Source organism: Diaminobutyricimonas aerilata (genome assembly GCF_002797715.1).
GTDB classification, from domain to species: Bacteria; Actinomycetota; Actinomycetes; order Actinomycetales; family Microbacteriaceae; genus Diaminobutyricimonas; species Diaminobutyricimonas aerilata.
Genome location: NZ_PGFF01000001.1, coordinates 562,345 through 580,558 on the forward strand (window position 1 = coordinate 562,345; position 18,214 = coordinate 580,558).

Sequence of the window (18,214 nt, forward strand, 5' to 3'; positions counted from 1 at the left end):
TCAGCGCTCGTCGGCGTGGTGCCGGCCGATCGGCAGCACGAGCGGAGTGCCCGCGACCGGGTCGACGATGACCCGCGAGCGCATCCCGAACACCTCGAGCACCATCTGCTCGGTCACGACGTCCTGCGGTGCGCCGTGCGAGTGCAGTCGCCCGTCGCGCATCGCCACGAGGTGCGTCGCATAGCGCGCCGCGAGGTTGAGGTCATGCAGCACCATGACGATCGTCGTGCCGCGCTCCCGGTTGAGGTCGGTGAGCAGGTCGAGCACCTCGATCTGGTGGGTCACGTCGAGGAAGGTCGTGGGCTCGTCGAGCAGCAGCACATCCGTCTGCTGCGCGAGCGCCATCGCGATCCACACCCGCTGCCGCTGACCGCCGGACAACTCGTCGACCGGCCGATCGGCGAGTTCGAGCGTGTCCGTCGCCGCGAGCGCGCTCGCGACCGCGGCGTCGTCCTCCGCGCTCCAGCGGCGGAACCATCCCTGATGCGGATATCGTCCGCGGCCCACGAGATCGGCGACCGCGATGCCGTCGGGCGCCACCGGCGTCTGCGGCAGGAGTCCGAGCATCCGGGCGACATCGCGCGTCGACAGCTCGGCGATCGCCCGGCCGTCGAGCAGCACCGTGCCCTCGCGGGGGGCGAGCAGGCGGGCCATGGCGCGCAGCAGCGTCGACTTGCCGCACGCGTTCGCGCCGACGACCACGCTCACCCCGCCGCGGGGCAGGGCGAGGCTGAGCTCGTGCACGACGGTGCGATCGTCGTAGGCGAGCGTGACGTCGCTCAGTTCGAGGGCATGCGCGGGGACGGTCACAACCGCCCTCCTTTCCGATTCGAGCGGGCCAGCAGCCAGAGCAGATAGGGCGCACCGACCGCGCCGGTGATCACGCCGACCGGCAGCGAGATCGGCAGCAGCCGGTCCCCGACGAAGTCAGCGGCGAGCACGAGCGCCGCCCCCACGAGGGCGGCGGGCACGAGAGGCAGCCGTCCGGGCACGAGCCGGGCCGCGATGGGGCCGCTGAGGAATGCGACGAACGCGACCGGCCCCGCGGCCGCCGTGGCGACCGAGGTGAGGCCCACCGCGACGATCAGGATGAACAACCGCGTGCCGTCCGCAGGCACGCCCAGCGCGGTGGAGCTGTCGTCGCCGAGCTGCAGCACCTCGAGCCGGCGCCCGAGCACCAGCGCGGCGGGGACCAGCACGGCGACCGCGACCGCGAGCGGATACACGTCGTCCCAGAATGAGCTGTTGAGGCTGCCGGTGAGCCAGCGCAGCGCCTCGTTCGCCTTGTACACGTCGGCGCGGGTGAGCACCCAGTCGATGACGGCGAGCAGCATCATGCCGACGGCGATCCCGATGAGCACGAGCCGCGAGCCGAGGATGCCGCCCCGGTACGACAGCAGGTACACCGCGAACGCGACGGCGAGTCCGCTCACGACGGCGATGACCGACACGATCGGTCCGCCCAGGCCGAGCAGCGCGATCGCGACCACCGCGGCGGCGCTCGACCCGTAGCTGATGCCGATGATGTCGGGGCTCGCGAGCGGGTTGCGCAGCATCGTCTGGAACAGGGACCCCGACAGCCCGAGCGCGAGTCCGACGAGCACCGCGGTCACCGCGCGCGGCAACCGCAGCCGGCCGACGGTGAACGACGCACCGGGCACGTCCTGACCCGTGATGACGGCGAGAACCTCGCCGAGCGGCGTGATCGACCTGCCGACGCTCAAGGTGAGCAGGAACAGCGCGACGATGACGACGGCGAGCGCGACGGCGACGACGAGCGAGCGGCGGCGCCGCCGCACCCGACCGGCCGCGATCACGCTCACAGCTCCCGCACCTTCGAACGCCGGATGAGCCAGATGAAGACGGGCGCGCCGATCACGGCGGTCATGATGCCGACCTGGATGTCGCTGGGGCGGCTGATGACGCGACCCACCACATCCGCCGCGACGAGCAGCACGGCGCCGAACAGGGCCGAATACGGCAACAGCCAGCGGTGTGCGGGCCCGGTGAAGAACCGTGCCGCGTGCGGCACGACGAGGCCGACGAACCCGATGGGCCCGGCGATGGCCGTCGCCGCCCCGCACAACAGCACGATCGCGAGCCCGGACCCGGCGCGGGCGAGCCCGACCCGTCCGCCGAGTCCGCGAGCGAGGTCGTCGCCGAGCGAGAGCAGATCCAGGCTGCGAATGCTCAGCACGGCGAGCACCGCGCCGGCGCCGACGAACGGCAGCACGTGCGTCATCTCGCCGAAGTCGGCGCCGCCGACGCCGCCCACCTGCCAGAACCGGAACACGTCGAACACGTCGGTGCGGGTGAGCAGCACGGCGCTCACGAACGACGACAGCGCGGCGGAGATGGCCGCCCCGGCGAGGGCGAGCTTGAGCGGGGTGGCGCCCTCACGCCCGATCGACCCGATCGCGTAGACGAGCACGGATGCGGCGGCGGCGCCGGCGAAGGCGAACCAGACGTACTCCTGCACCGATGCGATGCCGAACACCGCGATCCCGATGACGACCGCGAGGGCACTGCCCAGGTTGACGCCGAGGATGCCCGGGTCGGCCAGCGGGTTGCGGGTGAGACCCTGCATGATGGCGCCGGCGAGACCGAGTGCCGCGCCGACGAGCACGGCGAGCACCGTGCGGGGCACGCGGGTCGCGACGGCCGCCTCACCGAACCCGGTCGCATCCGGGTCCGTGAGCCCGCCGAGCACCTCGTCGAGGCTGACAGTGCGCGAGCCCAAGACGAGCGAGAGCGCGCACGCGACGACGAGCAGTCCCGCACCCACGGCGACGCCGGCGAGCAGGCGCCGTCGACGCGACGCCGGCCGCCCCGTGACGGGGGCGGCCGGCGTGGTCGACGGAGTGGGTGTCACTGCACCTTCGCGGCCGCGTCGCCGAACGCCGCGGCGTAGTCCTCGATCGCCCAGGGGATCGAGAGCACGGTGGGCGACGAGGTGGCAGAGGCGAGCGAGGTGCTGTCGTCGATCATCACGACGGAGCCGCGCTGGATGGCCGGGATGGCGCCGATGAGCGGGTCGGCCTGCAGCGTCGTGAGGGTGTCGGCGTCGCCGTAGCTCACGATGATGTCGGCGTCGGCCAGCACGTCGGCGTTCTCGGCGCTCAGCGTCACGAAGAACGCGGACTCGTCCTCGGAGCCGAGCTCCACGACGCTCGGGGCGTGCTCCATGCCGAGGTCGGTCATGAAGGCCGCCCGCGAATCGAGCGGCGTGTACACGTAGAACTGGCTCGTGTCGCTCGGGTCCATCCAGGTGTAGGCGACGGTCTTGCCGACGACGTCCGGGTACTGCGCCATCGTGTCGTCGATGAGCGCGTCGACCTCATCGATCTTCGCCTGCGCCTCGTCCTCGAGTCCGAGGGCCTCCGCATCGATGAGGGTCGTCTCCCGCCAATCGGTGCCGAACGGAGCGGTCGGCCACGACACGGTCGGCGCGATCTCGCTGAGCGTGTCGTAGTCCTCCTCGGTGAGACCGGAGAACGCGCCGAGCACCAGGTCGGGCTCGGTCTCGGCCACCGCCTCGAAGTCGATGCCGTCGACCTCGTCGAAGAGCACGGGCAGGTCGTCGCCGACCGCGCCGAGCTCCTCGAGCGCGTCGTACGTCCACGGAAGCACGCCGTCGCCGTTGTCGTCCGCGTAGGTCGAGAAGGCCATGCCGACCGGCACGACGCCGAGGGCGATCGCGACATCGTGATTGCCCCACGCGATGCTCGCGACGCGTTCCGGCTTCGCCGGGATCTCGGTCGTGCCGAAGCTGTTCTCGATCCGGACGGGGAATCCCTCGCCCGCGGAGGCCGCGTCGTCGGCCCCGCCGGTGGGGCCGCTCGCACAGCCGGCGAGCAGGGCGGCGGCGCCGAGCAGGGCGGCGGTGGACAGGATGGCGCGGCGGGCGGATCTCACGGGGGCCTCTCGTTCGATCGGACCCGGTCGGTCCGATTCGCTAGGTAAGGCTAACCTAACCGCGCCGATGCGCGCCATTCGAGGCGGTCGTCGCACAGGTACCGTGAACGGATGGCCCCGGATGACGCGTCGCTCGTGCGACTCGACGCCCTGCTCGCGGAACTCGGATCGGCGCGGAGCCGCACCCACGCCGCCCGCCTCATCGCCGACGGCCTCGTCTCGGTCGACGGGCGGCCCGCCCTCAAGCCCTCCCTGCGGGTCGCGCGATCCGCCGCCGTCGAGGTCGCCGCATCCGACCACTACGTCAGCCGCGCCGCGCACAAGCTCATCGCCGCACTCGACGGCTTCGGGGTCGACCCTCGCGGGAGCCGTGCTCTCGACGTCGGCGCCTCGACCGGCGGGTTCACGCAAGTGCTGCTCGAACGCGGTGCCCGGCACGTCGTCGCCCTCGACGTCGGTCACGGCCAGCTCCATCCGAGCATCGCGGGCGACGACCGGGTGCTCGTACTCGAAGGGGTGAACGCACGCCACCTCACCGCCGAGCAGTTGCGCGGATTCGCGGGGGAGGACGCAGAGGTCGACCTCGTCGTCGGCGACCTCTCCTTCATCTCGCTCACCCAGGTGCTCCCCGCGCTCGCGGCGACGGTCGGCACCGACGCGGAGTACGTCATGTTGATCAAGCCGCAGTTCGAGGTCGGCCGCGGCAACGTGCGCGAGGGGATCGTGCGCGACCGCGATCTGCGACTGGATGCGGTGCGCGACGTCGTCTGGGCCGCCTTCGATCTGGGGCTGCCCACCGCGGGCCTCATGTCCTCCCCACTCCCGGGCGGAGCGGGCAATCACGAGTACCTCGTGCGGCTCTCGGCGACTCACGGCATCGATCCGACAGAATGGGAGTCGCAGATCGCTGCGCTCGACTGACGACGAAGCTCGACCGACGAAGGAGTGCCGATGGGTTCGGACGACCGGCGCATCCTCGTCGTCGCGCACACCGGCCGGGAGGACTCCCTGCGCGCGGGCGCCGAGACGTGCCGCCGGCTGCTCGACGCGGGCGTCGGGGTCGTGGTGCCCGAGTCCGACCGCGACGACCTCGTCGCCGCCGACCCGGCGCTGTCGGCGACCGCCGTCTTCGGTCGCGACGCGTCCGCGGGTGACCTCGAACTCGCGATCGTGCTCGGCGGCGACGGCACGATCCTGCGCGCCGCGGAACTGACCCGCGGCTCGTCCGTGCCGCTTCTCGGCGTCAACCTCGGTCACGTCGGCTTCCTCGCCGAGAGCGAGCGCGACGACCTCGAGGCGACGCTCGCCCGCGCGCTCGACCGCGACTACCTCGTCGAGGAGCGCATGACACTCTGGGTGCGGGTCAAGGTCGACGCCGAGGTCGTCTACGAGACCTGGGCCCTCAACGAGGCGACCGTCGAGAAGGCGAGCCGCGAGCGGATGCTCGAGGTCGTCATCGAGGTCGACGGGCGACCGCTCTCGAGCTTCGGCTGCGACGGCGTCGTCATGGCGACCCCCACCGGGTCGACCGCCTACTCGTTCTCCGCCGGCGGACCGGTCGTCTGGCCGAGTCTCGAGGCCATGGTGCTCGTGCCGCTCTCCGCGCACGCCCTCTTCGCGCGGCCCCTCGTCGTCGGTCCCGACTCGTCGCTCGCCGTCGAGGTCGTGCACCGCAATCAGGGCACCGGCGTGCTCTGGTGCGACGGTCGGCGCACCCACGACCTCCCGCCGGGCGCTCGCGTCGTCGTGCGACGCTCACCCACCCCGGTGCGCCTCGCCCGATTGCGGCCCGGCCCCTTCACCGACCGGCTGGTCGGCAAGTTCTCCCTCCCGGTCGCCGGGTGGCGCGGTCCCGTCGGCGACGAGGGGATGCGTCCGTGATCGAGGAGATCGACATCCGCGATCTCGGCGTCATCGGTCGTGCGACCCTGCCGCTCGGTCCCGGATTCACCGCCCTCACCGGCGAGACCGGTGCGGGCAAGACGATGGTCGTGACCGCGCTCGGCCTGCTGCTCGGCGCGCGCGCCGACGCCGCATCCGTGCGTTCGGGCAGCGACGGCGCCGTCGTCGAGGGGCGCTGGATCGTCCCCCCGGACGGTCCGGTCGCCGAACGCGTGCGCGACGCCGGCGGGCAGCTCGACGACGCCGGGAACGCGGGCGCCGAGCTCATCCTCGCGCGCTCCGTCTCGAGCGAGGGACGCAGCCGCGCCACGGTCGGCGGACGCACGAGCCCCGTCGGCGTGCTCGCCGAACTCGGGGAACGCCTCGTGGTCGTGCACGGGCAGTCGGATCAGGTGCGCCTGCGCTCCTCGACCGCTCAGCGCGAGGCCCTCGACCGGTTCGGGGGCGCCGAGCTGGCGGCGGCGCTCGCCGCGTACCGCGATGCGTTCACGCGCTGGCAGTCGCTGCGCGGCGAACTCGACGTGCTCGAGGCGGAGCGAGACGACCGGGCCCGCGAAGCGGAGGAGCTGCGCGCCGCCCTCGAGGAGATCGAACGCGTGGCGCCTCAGCGCGGCGAGGACGACGAGCTCGCCGCCCGCGCCGAACGGCTCAGCAACCTCGAGGACCTCCGGCTCGCCGCCGCGCAGGCGCACGAGTACCTGTCGTCGCAGGCTCTCGACGACACCCCCGACGTGTCGACGCTCATCGACGCCGCGCGGCGCGCGGTCGACCGGGTGAGCGCACACGACGCGCAACTGCAGCCGCTCGCCGAGGCGCTCGCCGCGGTGTCGTTCCAGGTGGCTGAGATCTCCACCGATCTCGCCGGCTACCTCGCGGGGCTCGACACGGACTCCGGGCGCGAACTCGAGATCGTGCAGGAGCGGCGGGCAGAGCTCGCCTCCCTCGTGCGCAAGTACGGCGACTCCCTCGACGACGTCATCGACCGACTCGACAGCGGGAGCGGCCGGCTGCTCGAGCTCGACACCGACGAGGAGCGCATCGAGACGCTGCGCACCGGGGTCGAGGCGGAGCACGCCCGCGTGATCGAGCTCGGCGAACGGGTGAGCGCGCTGCGGCGGGATGCCGCGGAGCGCTTGGCGGAACGCGTCACCGCCGAACTCGGGGCGCTCGCGATGCCGGATGCCCGGCTGAGCGTGACCGTCACCGATCGCGCCGACCACGGCGCAACGGGCAAGGACGACGTCGCGATCCTGCTGCAGCCGCATCCGGGCGCCGAACCTCGGCCGCTCGGGCGGGGCGCGTCGGGCGGGGAGCTGTCGCGCGTCATGCTCGCGATCGAGGTGGTCGTCGCGGCCGACGACCCCGTGCCGACCTTCGTGTTCGACGAGGTCGACGCCGGCGTCGGCGGAGCGAGCGCGATCGAGATCGGCCGACGGCTCGCCCGCCTCGCCGCGAACGCGCAGGTGATCGTCGTCACCCACCTCGCGCAGGTCGCCGCGTTCGCGACGAACCACCTGCGTGTGGTGAAGGACGGCGACGGGAGCGTGACCACCTCGAGCGTGCAGCAGCTCACCGGCGACGAACGCGCCGCCGAGATGGCGCGCCTGCTGAGCGGGTTGCCCGACTCGGAGAGCGGCCTCGCCCACGCCCGCGAGCTGCTGGACCTCGCGCGGTCCACCGCCGCCTGACGCGTCGCCGCTTCTGCGCGCCCGGCGAACGGGGTACACCACGGCGCACTTCCGCGCACCATTTGCCGAAACGCGGATCCAGCCCTAGGGTCATAGTTTGTAAGTACAAAGCCCTCCACCGCCGATCGAAGAGGATCGTCCGCCTTGAGTTCACCGCCCGTCGTCGACCACCTCGACGTCCTCGCCATCGGTCGTCTCGGCGTCGACCTCTACCCGCTGCAAGACGGAGTGGGTCTCGAAGACGTCTCCTCCTTCGGCAAGTACCTCGGCGGGTCCGCCGCCAACGTGTCGGTCGCCGCGGCCCGCTACGGCCGCTCGGTGGCGCTCATCTCGCGCACGGGCGACGACCCCTTCGGCAGGTACCTGCGGCGCGAACTGACGCGGCTCCGCGTCTCCGACCGCTACCTCGGCGTCGAGCCCTCGCTCAACACGCCCATCACGTTCTGCGAGATCTTCCCGCCCGACGACTTCCCGCTCTACTTCTACCGCGACCCGATCGCGCCCGACCTCACGGTGCCGGCGGAGGATCTCGATCTCGACGCCGTGCGCGAGGCGGGCCTCTACTGGTCGACCGTCACCGGGCTCAGCCGGGAACCCAGCCGTTCCACGCACTTCGCGGCGTGGGAGGCGAGGGGACGACGCCGTCACACGGTGCTCGATCTCGACTACCGGCCCATGTTCTGGGCGAGCGCCGACGAGGCGCGCGCGCAGGTGGGCCTCGCGCTCGAGCACGTCACCGTCGCCGTGGGCAATCGCGAGGAATGCGAGATCGCGGTGGGGGAGACCGATCCCGAGCGGGCCGCCGACGCGCTCCTCGAGCGCGGGGTCGAGCTCGCCGTCGTGAAGCAGGGCCCCAAGGGCGTGCTCGCGAAGACCCGCGACGAACGTGTCGAGGTCGCTCCGTTCGCGGTCGACGTCGTCAACGGCCTCGGCGCCGGTGACGCCTTCGGCGGCGCGCTGTGTCACGGGCTGCTGGCCGGAGAGGGACTCGAGCGCATCATGCGCCGAGCGAATGCGGCCGGCGCGATCGTCGCCGGACGGCGCGAGTGCTCCACGGCGATGCCGGACCCGGCCGAGGTCGACGGGCTTCTCGCACGGGCGGCCGCAGATGTCTGACGTCGACGACCTGCGGAGGATCCGCGCGGAGGAGCCGGAACGCATCGCCGAGGCGCTGCGCGCCCGCCGGCGGCGCCCGCTGCTGACCGGCGACGGGCGGCTCTTCATCGTGGCGGCCGACCATCCCGCGCGCGGGGCTCTCGGAGTCGGGCGGCGCCCCGCCGCCATGGCGGACCGGGTCGACCTGCTCGAGCGGCTCGCGGTCGCGCTCGAGCGACCGGGCGTCGACGGCGTGCTCGGCACGCCCGACATCATCGACGACCTCGCGCTGCTCGGGGTGCTCTCCGACAAGATCGTCGTGGGCTCGATGAACCGCGGCGGACTGCAGGGCGCCTCCTTCGAGATGGACGACCGCTTCACCGCCTACGACGTGCCGGCGATGACCCGGGACGGCATCGACGCCGCGAAGCTCCTGCTGCGCATCAACCTCGACGACTCCGGCACCGCGACCACGCTCGAGTCGGCTGCGGCCGCGGTGAGCCGGGCCGCCGACGCGGGGTTGCCGATCATCCTCGAACCGTTCATGAGCCGGTGGGAGGACGGACGCATCTGCAACGACCTGACGACCGAGGCGGTCGTCAAGTCCATCGCGATCGCCGCGGGACTCGGCAACTCGTCGGCGTACACCTGGCTGAAGGTGCCGGTCGTGCCCGGCATGGAACGCGTGGCCGAGGCCTCGACCATGCCGACGCTCCTGCTCGGCGGCGACCCCGTATCCGGCCAGGATGAGACCTTCGCGTCGTGGGAGCAGGCCCTCGCGCTTCCCGGCGTGCGCGGACTCGTCGTCGGTCGCACCCTGCTCTACCCCGAAGACGACGACGTCGTCGGAGCCGTCGACACCGCCGCCGCACTGGTGCATGCCGGTGCGGTCGTGCCGCATCCTCGAAGAAGTTGAAGGAGAGAACATGACCACGACATCGGCCGAGGCCGAAGCCCCCGCCGCCGACGGGCTCCCCTCGGTACCGCACTGGATCGCGGGCGCCGTGACCGCAGGATCGGGCGAGCGCAGCGGCGAGGTCTACGACCCCGCCCTCGGCGTCGTGACCAAGCGCGTGGCCTTCGCCGAGCAGGCGGACATCGATGCGGCCGTCGCCGCGGCGTCGGCGGCGTATCCCGCATGGCGCGACCTGTCGCTCGCCCGTCGCCAGTCCATCATGTTCCGCTTCCGCGAACTGCTCGACGCCCGCAAGGGCGAACTCGCCGAGATCATCACGAGCGAGCACGGCAAGGTGCTCTCCGACGCGCTCGGCGAGATCACCCGCGGACAGGAGGTCGTCGAGTTCGCCACCGGACTCGCCCACCACTTGAAGGGGGAGTTCTCGGAGCAGGTCTCCACCGGCGTCGACGTCTACTCGATCCGGCAGCCGCTCGGCGTCGTCGGCATCATCTCGCCGTTCAACTTCCCCGCCATGGTGCCGATGTGGTTCTTCCCGATCGCGATCGCCGCGGGCAACACGGTCATCCTCAAGCCGAGCGAGAAGGACCCGTCGGCGGCGATCTGGATCGGGCGTCTGCTGCAGGAGGCCGGTCTGCCGGACGGTGTCTTCAACGTGCTGCACGGCGACAAGACCGCCGTGGACGGTCTGCTCACGCACCCCGACGTGCGCTCGATCTCGTTCGTCGGATCGACGCCGATCGCCCAGTACATCTACGAGACCGCCGCGAAGCACGGCAAGCGCGTCCAGGCGCTCGGTGGGGCGAAGAACCACATGCTCGTGCTCCCCGACGCCGACCTCGACCTCGTCGCCGACTCCGCGGTGAACGCGGGCTTCGGCTCCGCGGGCGAGCGCTGCATGGCGATCTCGGTCGTCGTCGCGGTCGAGCCGGTGGCCGACGAGCTCGTCGCGAAGGTGCGCGAGCGCATGGCCGGGTTGCGCACCGGCGACGGTCGCCGCTCGTGCGACATGGGACCGCTCGTCACGAAGCAGCACCGCGACAAGGTCGCGTCCTACATCGACATCGCGATCGCCGATGGAGCCGAGGTCGTCGTCGACGGTCGCGACGTGCAGCCCGACGGCGACCCGAACGGCTTCTGGCTCGGCCCGACGCTCATCGACCGGGTGTCGACGTCGTCGCGGGTGTACAGCGAGGAGATCTTCGGCCCCGTGCTCGCGATCGTCCGGGTGTCCTCGTACGAGGAGGGCGTCGCCCTCATCAACTCGGGGGCCTTCGGCAACGGCACCGCGATCTTCACGAACGACGGCGGCGCCGCCCGGCGCTTCCAGCACGAGGTCGAGGTCGGCATGATCGGCGTCAACGTGCCGATCCCGGTGCCGGTGGCGACCTTCTCGTTCGGCGGATGGCGTCAGTCGCTCTTCGGGGACACGAAGGCGCACGGCGCAGAGGGCGTCAAGTTCTTCACCCAGCAGAAGGCGGTCACCGCCCGATGGCTCGACCCGTCGCACGGCGGCGTCGACCTCGGCTTCCCGCAGAACTGACCCGCGGCGCACGCCGGTGACGGCGGCGCCTTCCCGTGAGGACGACATGACCAACGAATGGCTGTACCCCCGCGGCACGCTCACGAGCGGCCCGTGGGAGAGCGTCGTGGACGACCGGATCCCGGGATGGGCGCACACCGGTCTGCGCATCGCCGAGCTGCGGGGTGGCGTCGACCTCCCCTCCGCGCCGGTGGAGCGGATGATCGTGCCGCTCTCCGGCGCGGTGTCGGTGATCGGCGACGACGAGCGGTGGGACCTGGGCGGCCGCGAGTCCGTGTTCGACGGACCGACCGACGTGCTCTACCTCGGGCTCGGCACCGCGGCACGTCTCGAGGGTGAGGGCCGGGTGGCGATCGCCGAGGCGCTCGCGACGGTCGCGCTTCCGCCCGCCCTGATCGTGCGCGACGACGTGCCCGTCGAGATCCGCGGTGCCGGTCGGTCGACGCGCCAGGTGCACAACTTCGGGGTTCCGGGAGCGCTCGAGGCGCAGAAGCTCATCGTGTGCGAGGTCGTCACCCCGGCCGAGAACTGGTCCTCGTACCCGGCCCATCGCCACGACCGCGCCGGCGCGACCGAGTCCGAGCTCGAGGAGATCTACTACTTCGAGGCCGCGGTCTCCCGCGGCGTGGCGGCCCCGGCGCATCCGTCGCCCTTCGGCATGTTCGCCACCTACGCCTCCGACGACCGCGCGATCGACACGAGCGCACGGGTCGGCACCGGCGACATCGCCCTCGTGCCCTACGGCTATCACGGTCCCGCCGTCGCAGCGCCCGGGTACGACCTCTACTACCTCAACGTGATGGCGGGCCCCGGTGCCGAGCGCGCCTGGCGTATCACCGACGATCCCGCCCACGGCTGGATCCGGGACACCTGGGCCGGCCAGGAGCCCGACCCCCGACTGCCGTATCTCGCGAAGGAGCGCACACGATGACAGCCGACGAGCGGATGCCGCAGACCCGCACCATGACCGTCGCGCAGGCGCTCATGACGTTCCTCGCCAACCAGTGGACCGTCGACGGCGACGTGCGGGAACGCACCATCGCCGGCACGTTCGGGATCTTCGGCCACGGCAACGTCGCCGGGCTCGGACAGGCGCTCCTGCAGCTGCACGTCGAGCAGCCCGGGCTGATGCCCTATCACCAGGCGCGCAACGAGCAGGCGATGGTGCACCAGGCGGTCGGCTACGCCCGCATGCGGCGGCGGCGGGCGACCTTCGCCGCCGCGGCCTCCGTCGGACCCGGCGCGGCGAACATGCTGACGGGAGCGGCGCTCGCCACCGCCAACCGGCTGCCGGTGCTGCTGTTGCCGTCCGACACCTTCGCGACCCGCGTCGCCGACCCCGTGCTGCAGCAGCTCGAGCACCCCCACGACCCCGGCATCCAGGTGACCGACGCGTTCCGTCCGGTGTCGCGGTTCTTCGACCGCGTGCAGCGCCCCGAGCAGCTCTTCTCGATCGCGCTCTCGGCGATGCGCGTGCTCACCGACCCGGCCGAGACCGGTGCGGTTACCATCGCGCTGCCGGAGGACGTGCAGGCGGAGTCGATCGAGGTGCCCGTCGAGTTCCTCGCGCCGCGGGAGTGGCACATCCGCCGGCCCGTGCCGGAGCCGGGCGAGCTCGCGCGGGCGGTCGCGGCGATCCGCGGCGCCGAGGCTCCGTTCATCGTCGCCGGCGGGGGCGTGCTCTACTCGGGCGCGGAGGACGCGCTGCGCTCGTTCGTCGAGGCCACGGGCATCCCCGTGGGAGCCACGCAGGCGGGCGTCGGCTCGCTGTCCTCCGCCCATCCGCAGTACCTCGGCGGTGTCGGGGCGACCGGAAGCACCGCGTCGAACCGCATCGCGGCGGACGCCGACGTCGTCATCGGCATCGGAACCCGGTACAGCGACTTCACGACGGCCAGCCGCAGCGCATTCCAGAAGCCGGGGGTGCGCTTCGTGAACGTCAACGTCGGCTCGTTCGACGCCTACAAGCACGGGACGCAACTCCCCGTGGTGGCCGACGCGCGCCGCACCCTCGAGGCCCTCGCCGCGGAGCTGCGGGGCTGGAACGTCGCACCCGGGTACGCGCGCCGCATCGCCGAGGAGAAGGCGGCGTGGGACGCCGTCGTCGACCGCGCGCTCGCACCGACCGGAGCCGAGCTGCCCGGACAGCCCGAGATCATCGGCGCCGTGAACGCCGCGAGCGACCCGACCGACGTGCTCGTGCAGGCGGCGGGCTCGCTGCCCGGCGACCTGCACAAGCTGTGGCGGGTGCGCGATCCGCTCGGCTACCACGTCGAGTACGCCTTCTCGACCATGGGCTACGAGATCGCCGGAGGGCTCGGCGTGCGGCGTGCGGCGCCCGATCGGGATGTGCTCGTGCTCGTCGGCGACGGCTCCTACCTCATGCTGCACACCGAGCTCGTGACCGCGGTCGCCGAGGGGATGAAGATCGTCGTCGTGCTGGTGCAGAATCACGGATTCGCGTCCATCGGTCATCTCTCCGAGACCGTGGGCTCCGACCGCTTCGGCACGAAGTACCGCTCGCAGGATCCGGCGACGCTCGACTTCGCCGAGGATCGGTACCTGCCCGTCGATCTCGCCGCGAACGCCCGTTCGTACGGCGTGGACGTGATCGAGGTGCGACCGGGTCCCGATGTGGCGCAGCGCCTGCACGACGCGGTGCGCACGGCGAAGGCGTCGTCGACGACGACGCTCATCCACGTCGACGCGGACCCGCTCGTGTACGGGCCCGACGGCGAGGGGTGGTGGGACGTGCCGGTGGCCGCGCAGTCCACGCTCGAGAGCACGATCGAGGCCCGGGCCGTCTACGAGCGCGAGCGCACGAAGCAGCGTCCGCTACTCGGCTGAACGGCGATGGCGGTGGCCCGAGGGGCCGCCGCCTTCACCGTGCCGATCTTCCACGCGGACCCCGCGACTTGGTTTCCAGCGCTGCAAATCAGCTCGCCGTACTGCCGCGCACCACCAGGTCGAATCCGACGAGTTCGTGACGCCCGGGTCCGCTCGCGCCGTCCATGCGCTCGCGCAGCATGCGGAACGTGGTCCGCACGAGCGCCGCCTTGTCGGGCCGGATGGTCGTGAGCCCGGGATTCGTGAACTGCGCCATGAGGATGTCGTCCCATCCGACGACCCCCACGTCGTCGGGCACGATCCGTCCCGTGCGTGCGAGCGCCTTCATGGCCCCGATCGCGGAGAGGTCGTCGAAGCACACGAGCCCGTCGAAGCGCACGCCCGCCTCGATCGCGTCGACGACCGCGGCCTCGGCGGAGAACGCCCCGAACCGGGTCATCGGGATCAGGAGATCGTCGTCGCGAAAGGCGCCGAACTCCTCCAGCGCCGAGCGGTATCCGCCCATGCGCAACCTCGTGGTGGCGTGCTCGGTCCAGGCGGACTGTCCGAGGAACGCGACCCGCGTGCGCCCGGACTGGAGCAGGTGGAGGGTCGCCGCGCGCGCGGCGGCCGTGTTGTCGACCATCACGTGGTCGACCGTCGGAGGCGCCGCGATCTCCCCGAGCAGCACGAGCGGGGTGGACCCGCGGAACTCCTCGATCGCCGCGGCGTCGAGCACCGTCGGCTGGAAGATCAGGCCGTCGATGAGGCCCCGTTCGCGACCCCGGAGGACGGCGCGTTCGTCCTCCAGGCTGCCGGCGGTCTGCTCGATCAGCAGGCGGTAGTCGAAGCCGTCGGCCTCGGTCGAGACGAGCGCCGCGAGCTCGGCGAAGTAGGGGGCCTCGATCGCGGGCAGCGCGAACGCGATCATGCCCGTCCTCCCGGTCGCGAGGCGACGGGCGATGCTGTGGGGCACGTAACCGAGCCGATCGATGGCGTCCTGCACCCTCGCCCGGGTGGACGGGCGCACGTGCTGGTACTCGCGCACCACGTTCGACACCGTCTTGATGGACACGCCGGCGAGCGCCGCGACATCTTGGAGTGTGACCGAGGCGGGCCGCGTCATCGGTCGACGAGGGTCATCTCGAAGCCGTAGAGGTCGGGCCGGTAGCAGTGATGCCCGTACTCGACGGCGACACCGTCGGCGTCGTACGCCGTCCGGTCCATGGTCAGCACGGGCGCGCCGCGTCCGATGTCGAGCAGGAGGCCCTCGTCGACGCTCGCGCGCCGTGCGCCGATGCGCTGGCGCGCGACCCGCAGCGTCACCCCCCGGGCGCGCAGCTCGTGATAGAGACCGACCTCCTTGAGCGTCTCCGCGGTGATGTCGGCGAACGTCTCGGGCAGGTAGTTCTCGAGGATCGCGATGGGCACCGCGTCGGCGAACCTGACCCGGCGGATCTTGAGCACCCGTGCGTCGGGGGCGAGTCCCAGCTGTTCGATGATGTCGGATGACGCGTGGGCGAGCGTGACGTCGAGGACGCGCGTCGACGGCACCCGCCCCGAGCGTTCGAGATCGTCGTGGAGGCTCGTCAGGTCGATCTGCCGGGCGACGGATCCGTGGACGACCTGCGTCCCGATGCCGCGGCGGCGCACGAGGAGCCCCTTGTCGACGAGTTCCTGGATCGCCCGACGGACGGTCGGGCGGGACAGGGAGAGGCGCTCGCTCATCGACACCTCGTTCTCGAGGCGCGCACCCGGCGGGAGCGCCCCCGACGAGATCGCGTTCTCGAGTCCGGCGGCCAACCGCACCCAGAGCGGGGATCCTTGCGTCGTAGGCTGGAGCAACTGCTCGACGGGCAGGACGACGGCTTGCGCGACATCGAGCATGCGACCCCCCTCATTCTGAACTGACATGATGGTCGTATGTCATGTTAGTACAAATGTTGACGGCCTCGCCTCGAATGTCCTAACATGCGGAACGGGACAGGCCCGACGGATCGGCGAAGCAGCCGACGGGGTGAGCCCAGGAGAGGCATCGCAATGAAGCGCACTCATGTCATCGCTGCGTTCACGGCAACCGTGGTCGCCGCGGCGGGACTCGCCGGCTGCTCCGCAGGGGGCGGCGAGGGAAGCGACGGCCCCGTGACGATCACCATCATGGAGACGAAGCAGACGAACATCGACGCCATCGGGAAAGAGATCCCGGGCTTCGAGGCCGAGATGAAGAAGCAGGGCAAAGACATCAAGGTCGAGCTCATCGCCGACATCCTGACCGACGAGCAGTTCAAGACCAAGATGACGCAGCAGCTCATCGCCGGTCAGGCGCCGGACGTGCTCGACATCGGCGAGAACATGGCCATCGCCTGGTCTTCGGCCGGCTACCTCGAGCCCCTCGACGACCACCTCGAGGAGTGGGACGGCTGGGACCACTACTACCCGGCCGTCAAGGAGGCGATGACCCGCCAGGACGGTTCGATCTACAGCCTGCCCTCGGGCGCGGGCGTGCTGAACCTGTTCTACCGCCAGGACATCCTGACTGAGCTCGGCGTGGACACCTCCCAGCCCGAGACCTGGGACGACCTGATCGCTCGCCTGGTCGAGGTCAAGGAGAAGACCGGAGGCACCCCGATCGTGATCCCGGCGGGTACGGCCTGGGGCGGCGGCACCTGGGGCGAGGGGTTCCAGCCTCTGCTCGGCGGCACCGACACGGAGTACTACGACCCCGAGACCGACACCTGGGATCTCGAGAGCCCCGGCTGGCGCGCCGTCTTCGACCTCTACGCCGACCTGGTGAGCGAAGGCCTCCTGCCGGTCGCGGACCTGCAGAACCCGAACCCGTGGGAGCCGACGAAGTACGAGAAGTTCCCCGCCGGCGAGATCCAGGTCGCGGCGCAGGGCACCTGGGGCTGGAAGTTCGACTGGGGCCCCGAGGGCGCGACGCCCATCGAGGGACTCACCGAGAAGGTTTCCACCTGGCAGTGGCCCGGGCTCCGCGACGGCGACGAGCCCTACGGCTGGAGCAGCACCGGCGGCGGTTACGCCATCTCGGCCGACTCCGAGCACAAGGAGGCGGCGTTCGAGTTCATCAAGTACCTCTCGAGCGGCAAGCCCCTCGCGGAGCAGCTCGTCGCCTCGGGTGCGGCGTCCGCCCGCGACGACCTCGACGACGTGGCGCCCTACTCGGAGGAGCCGCAGCTGCTGCAGGCCGGTGAGGATCTCGCCGACAGCGTGTACGTCGTGACCGGAGACGGCGCCGACCAGATCGCCCAGGCCGTCGCGACCGCGACCGAGATGATCCTCAGCGGACAGGCCGACGGCGAGCAGGCCTACGAGGCGTTCGTGAAGGACGCCACGGAGCTGCTCGGCCCCACTCTGGTGAAGGAGTGACGTCGATCGTCGACGCACCCGCCGCGGTGCAGACGGCCGTGAGGCCGCCTGCGCCGCGGCGCCGCCGCGTCCAGAAGACCTGGCCGCTCGTGCTCCTCCTGCTGGGGCCGTCGGCGGTGCTCATCGTCCTCTTCATCGTGCTGCCCGCCGTCTACGGGATCTGGCTCAGCCTGACGAACACCCAGCTGACCGGGTTCGCGGCGAGGAACCCGCAGTTCATCGGCATCGACAACTACACCTATCTGCTCGCGAGCGCCGACTTCCTCAACTCGCTCGGGCAGACCGGCACGTTCCTGCTCTTCTCGGCGATCATCGGCCAGACCGTGTGCGGCATGATCGCCGCCGTCCTGCTCAGCCGCCCGTGGATCCGCGGCAAGGGCTTTTTCGGCGCCGCCCTGCTCATGCCGATGGTCGTGCCGGAGGTCGTCGCGTCGCTCACGTGGGCGAGCGTGCTGGCGACGAGCCCGGAGGGCACGCTGAACCGTCTCACCGGCGTGTTCGGCGGGGAACCGACCGCGTGGCTCCAGACGGCGCCGATGCTCGCGATCATCCTCGTGAACATCTGGCGCGGGCTCGCGTTCGCCATGATCATGTTCCAGGCCGCGCTCGAGGACGTCCCCGCAGAACTGATCGAGGCGGCCCGGGTCGACGGGGCGAGCGCGGTGCAGGTGTTCCGTCACGTCACCCTCCCCCTCATCCGCGGCCCGGTGTTCCTCTACCTGCTCCTCACGACGATCAGCACGGTCGGCGTGTTCGGGCTCGTGTACTTCCTCACCCGCGGTGGGCCCGGCGGGCAGACGCGCATCGCCGCCATCTACATCTACGAGCGGGCCCTGCAGTTCTCGCAGATCGGCATCGGCAGCGCCGCGTCGATCATCCTGCTCGTCATCGTCATCGTGCTCGGAGTCGTCTACGTGCGCCTCGCGAAAGTGGAGGTGTGAC

The 18,214-nt window shown here is 71.4% G+C and carries 16 protein-coding genes; 10 read left to right on the plus strand and 6 right to left on the minus strand.

Features of this window, described 5'->3' with window-relative positions; all coding sequences use genetic code 11:
- From CLV46_RS02850 to CLV46_RS02865, 4 genes are read right to left on the minus strand one after another with little or no spacing between them, the layout of a single operon-like run.
- Positions 1-810: an ABC transporter ATP-binding protein gene (locus tag CLV46_RS02850; protein WP_211282134.1), complete on the minus strand. Its 810-nt coding sequence runs from the start codon at positions 808-810 to the stop codon at positions 1-3.
- Positions 807-1,823: an iron chelate uptake ABC transporter family permease subunit gene (locus CLV46_RS02855; RefSeq protein ID WP_100363386.1), complete on the minus strand. Its 1,017-nt coding sequence runs from the start codon at positions 1,821-1,823 to the stop codon at positions 807-809. Before CLV46_RS02855 ends, CLV46_RS02850 begins: the two co-directional genes overlap by 4 nt.
- A complete protein-coding gene (locus CLV46_RS02860; RefSeq protein WP_100363387.1) occupies positions 1,820-2,872 on the minus strand; it encodes a FecCD family ABC transporter permease in 1,053 nt (350 codons plus the stop codon). Before CLV46_RS02860 ends, CLV46_RS02855 begins: the two co-directional genes overlap by 4 nt.
- A complete protein-coding gene (locus tag CLV46_RS02865) occupies positions 2,869-3,915 on the minus strand; it encodes an iron-siderophore ABC transporter substrate-binding protein (protein WP_100363388.1) in 1,047 nt (348 codons plus the stop codon). Before CLV46_RS02865 ends, CLV46_RS02860 begins: the two co-directional genes overlap by 4 nt.
- A gap of 111 nt (positions 3,916-4,026) precedes the next feature.
- Between CLV46_RS02865 and CLV46_RS02870 the strand changes: the two genes are divergently transcribed.
- From CLV46_RS02870 to iolD, 8 genes are all read left to right on the plus strand, one after another.
- Positions 4,027-4,836, plus strand: coding sequence for a TlyA family RNA methyltransferase (locus tag CLV46_RS02870; protein WP_100363389.1), 810 nt, complete (start codon positions 4,027-4,029; stop codon positions 4,834-4,836).
- 30 nt (positions 4,837-4,866) lie between these two features.
- Positions 4,867-5,796, plus strand: coding sequence for an NAD kinase (locus CLV46_RS02875; RefSeq protein ID WP_100363390.1), 930 nt, complete (start codon positions 4,867-4,869; stop codon positions 5,794-5,796).
- A complete protein-coding gene (gene recN, locus CLV46_RS02880; RefSeq protein WP_100363391.1) occupies positions 5,793-7,505 on the plus strand; it encodes a DNA repair protein RecN in 1,713 nt (570 codons plus the stop codon). The genes CLV46_RS02875 and recN overlap by 4 nt, the downstream gene beginning before the upstream one ends.
- A 144-nt stretch (positions 7,506-7,649) precedes the next feature.
- A complete protein-coding gene (gene iolC, locus CLV46_RS02885) occupies positions 7,650-8,621 on the plus strand; it encodes a 5-dehydro-2-deoxygluconokinase (RefSeq protein ID WP_100363392.1) in 972 nt (323 codons plus the stop codon).
- Positions 8,614-9,516, plus strand: a complete 903-nt coding sequence (locus CLV46_RS02890) for a Cgl0159 family (beta/alpha)8-fold protein (RefSeq protein ID WP_100363393.1) — start codon at positions 8,614-8,616, stop codon at positions 9,514-9,516. The genes iolC and CLV46_RS02890 overlap by 8 nt, the downstream gene beginning before the upstream one ends.
- A gap of 10 nt (positions 9,517-9,526) precedes the next feature.
- The gene (locus CLV46_RS02895) at positions 9,527-11,059 is read left to right on the plus strand and encodes a CoA-acylating methylmalonate-semialdehyde dehydrogenase (RefSeq protein WP_100363394.1); all 1,533 of its coding nucleotides are present in this window, start codon (positions 9,527-9,529) and stop codon (positions 11,057-11,059) included.
- A gap of 46 nt (positions 11,060-11,105) precedes the next feature.
- Positions 11,106-11,990, plus strand: coding sequence for a 5-deoxy-glucuronate isomerase (gene iolB, locus CLV46_RS02900; protein ID WP_100363395.1), 885 nt, complete (start codon positions 11,106-11,108; stop codon positions 11,988-11,990).
- Between the two features lie 14 nt (positions 11,991-12,004).
- Positions 12,005-13,906: a 3D-(3,5/4)-trihydroxycyclohexane-1,2-dione acylhydrolase (decyclizing) gene (gene iolD, locus CLV46_RS02905; protein WP_100365853.1), complete on the plus strand. Its 1,902-nt coding sequence runs from the start codon at positions 12,005-12,007 to the stop codon at positions 13,904-13,906.
- Positions 13,907-13,994: 88 nt separating this feature from the next.
- Here iolD and CLV46_RS02910 read toward each other — a convergent pair whose 3' ends face one another.
- Both CLV46_RS02910 and CLV46_RS02915 read right to left on the minus strand, forming a co-directional pair.
- Complete coding sequence (locus CLV46_RS02910; protein ID WP_100363396.1) at positions 13,995-15,011, minus strand: LacI family DNA-binding transcriptional regulator; 1,017 nt, start codon at positions 15,009-15,011, stop codon at positions 13,995-13,997.
- A complete protein-coding gene (locus CLV46_RS02915; RefSeq protein ID WP_100363397.1) occupies positions 15,008-15,772 on the minus strand; it encodes a GntR family transcriptional regulator in 765 nt (254 codons plus the stop codon). The genes CLV46_RS02910 and CLV46_RS02915 overlap by 4 nt, the downstream gene beginning before the upstream one ends.
- A gap of 153 nt (positions 15,773-15,925) precedes the next feature.
- Between CLV46_RS02915 and CLV46_RS02920 the strand changes: the two genes are divergently transcribed.
- Positions 15,926-17,272 (plus strand): ABC transporter substrate-binding protein, encoded by a 1,347-nt coding sequence (locus tag CLV46_RS02920; RefSeq protein WP_100363398.1) that lies wholly within the window; start codon positions 15,926-15,928, stop codon positions 17,270-17,272.
- Positions 17,269-18,213, plus strand: a complete 945-nt coding sequence (locus CLV46_RS02925; RefSeq protein WP_211282136.1) for a carbohydrate ABC transporter permease — start codon at positions 17,269-17,271, stop codon at positions 18,211-18,213. Before CLV46_RS02920 ends, CLV46_RS02925 begins: the two co-directional genes overlap by 4 nt.
- Position 18,214: the final 1 nt, after the last annotated feature.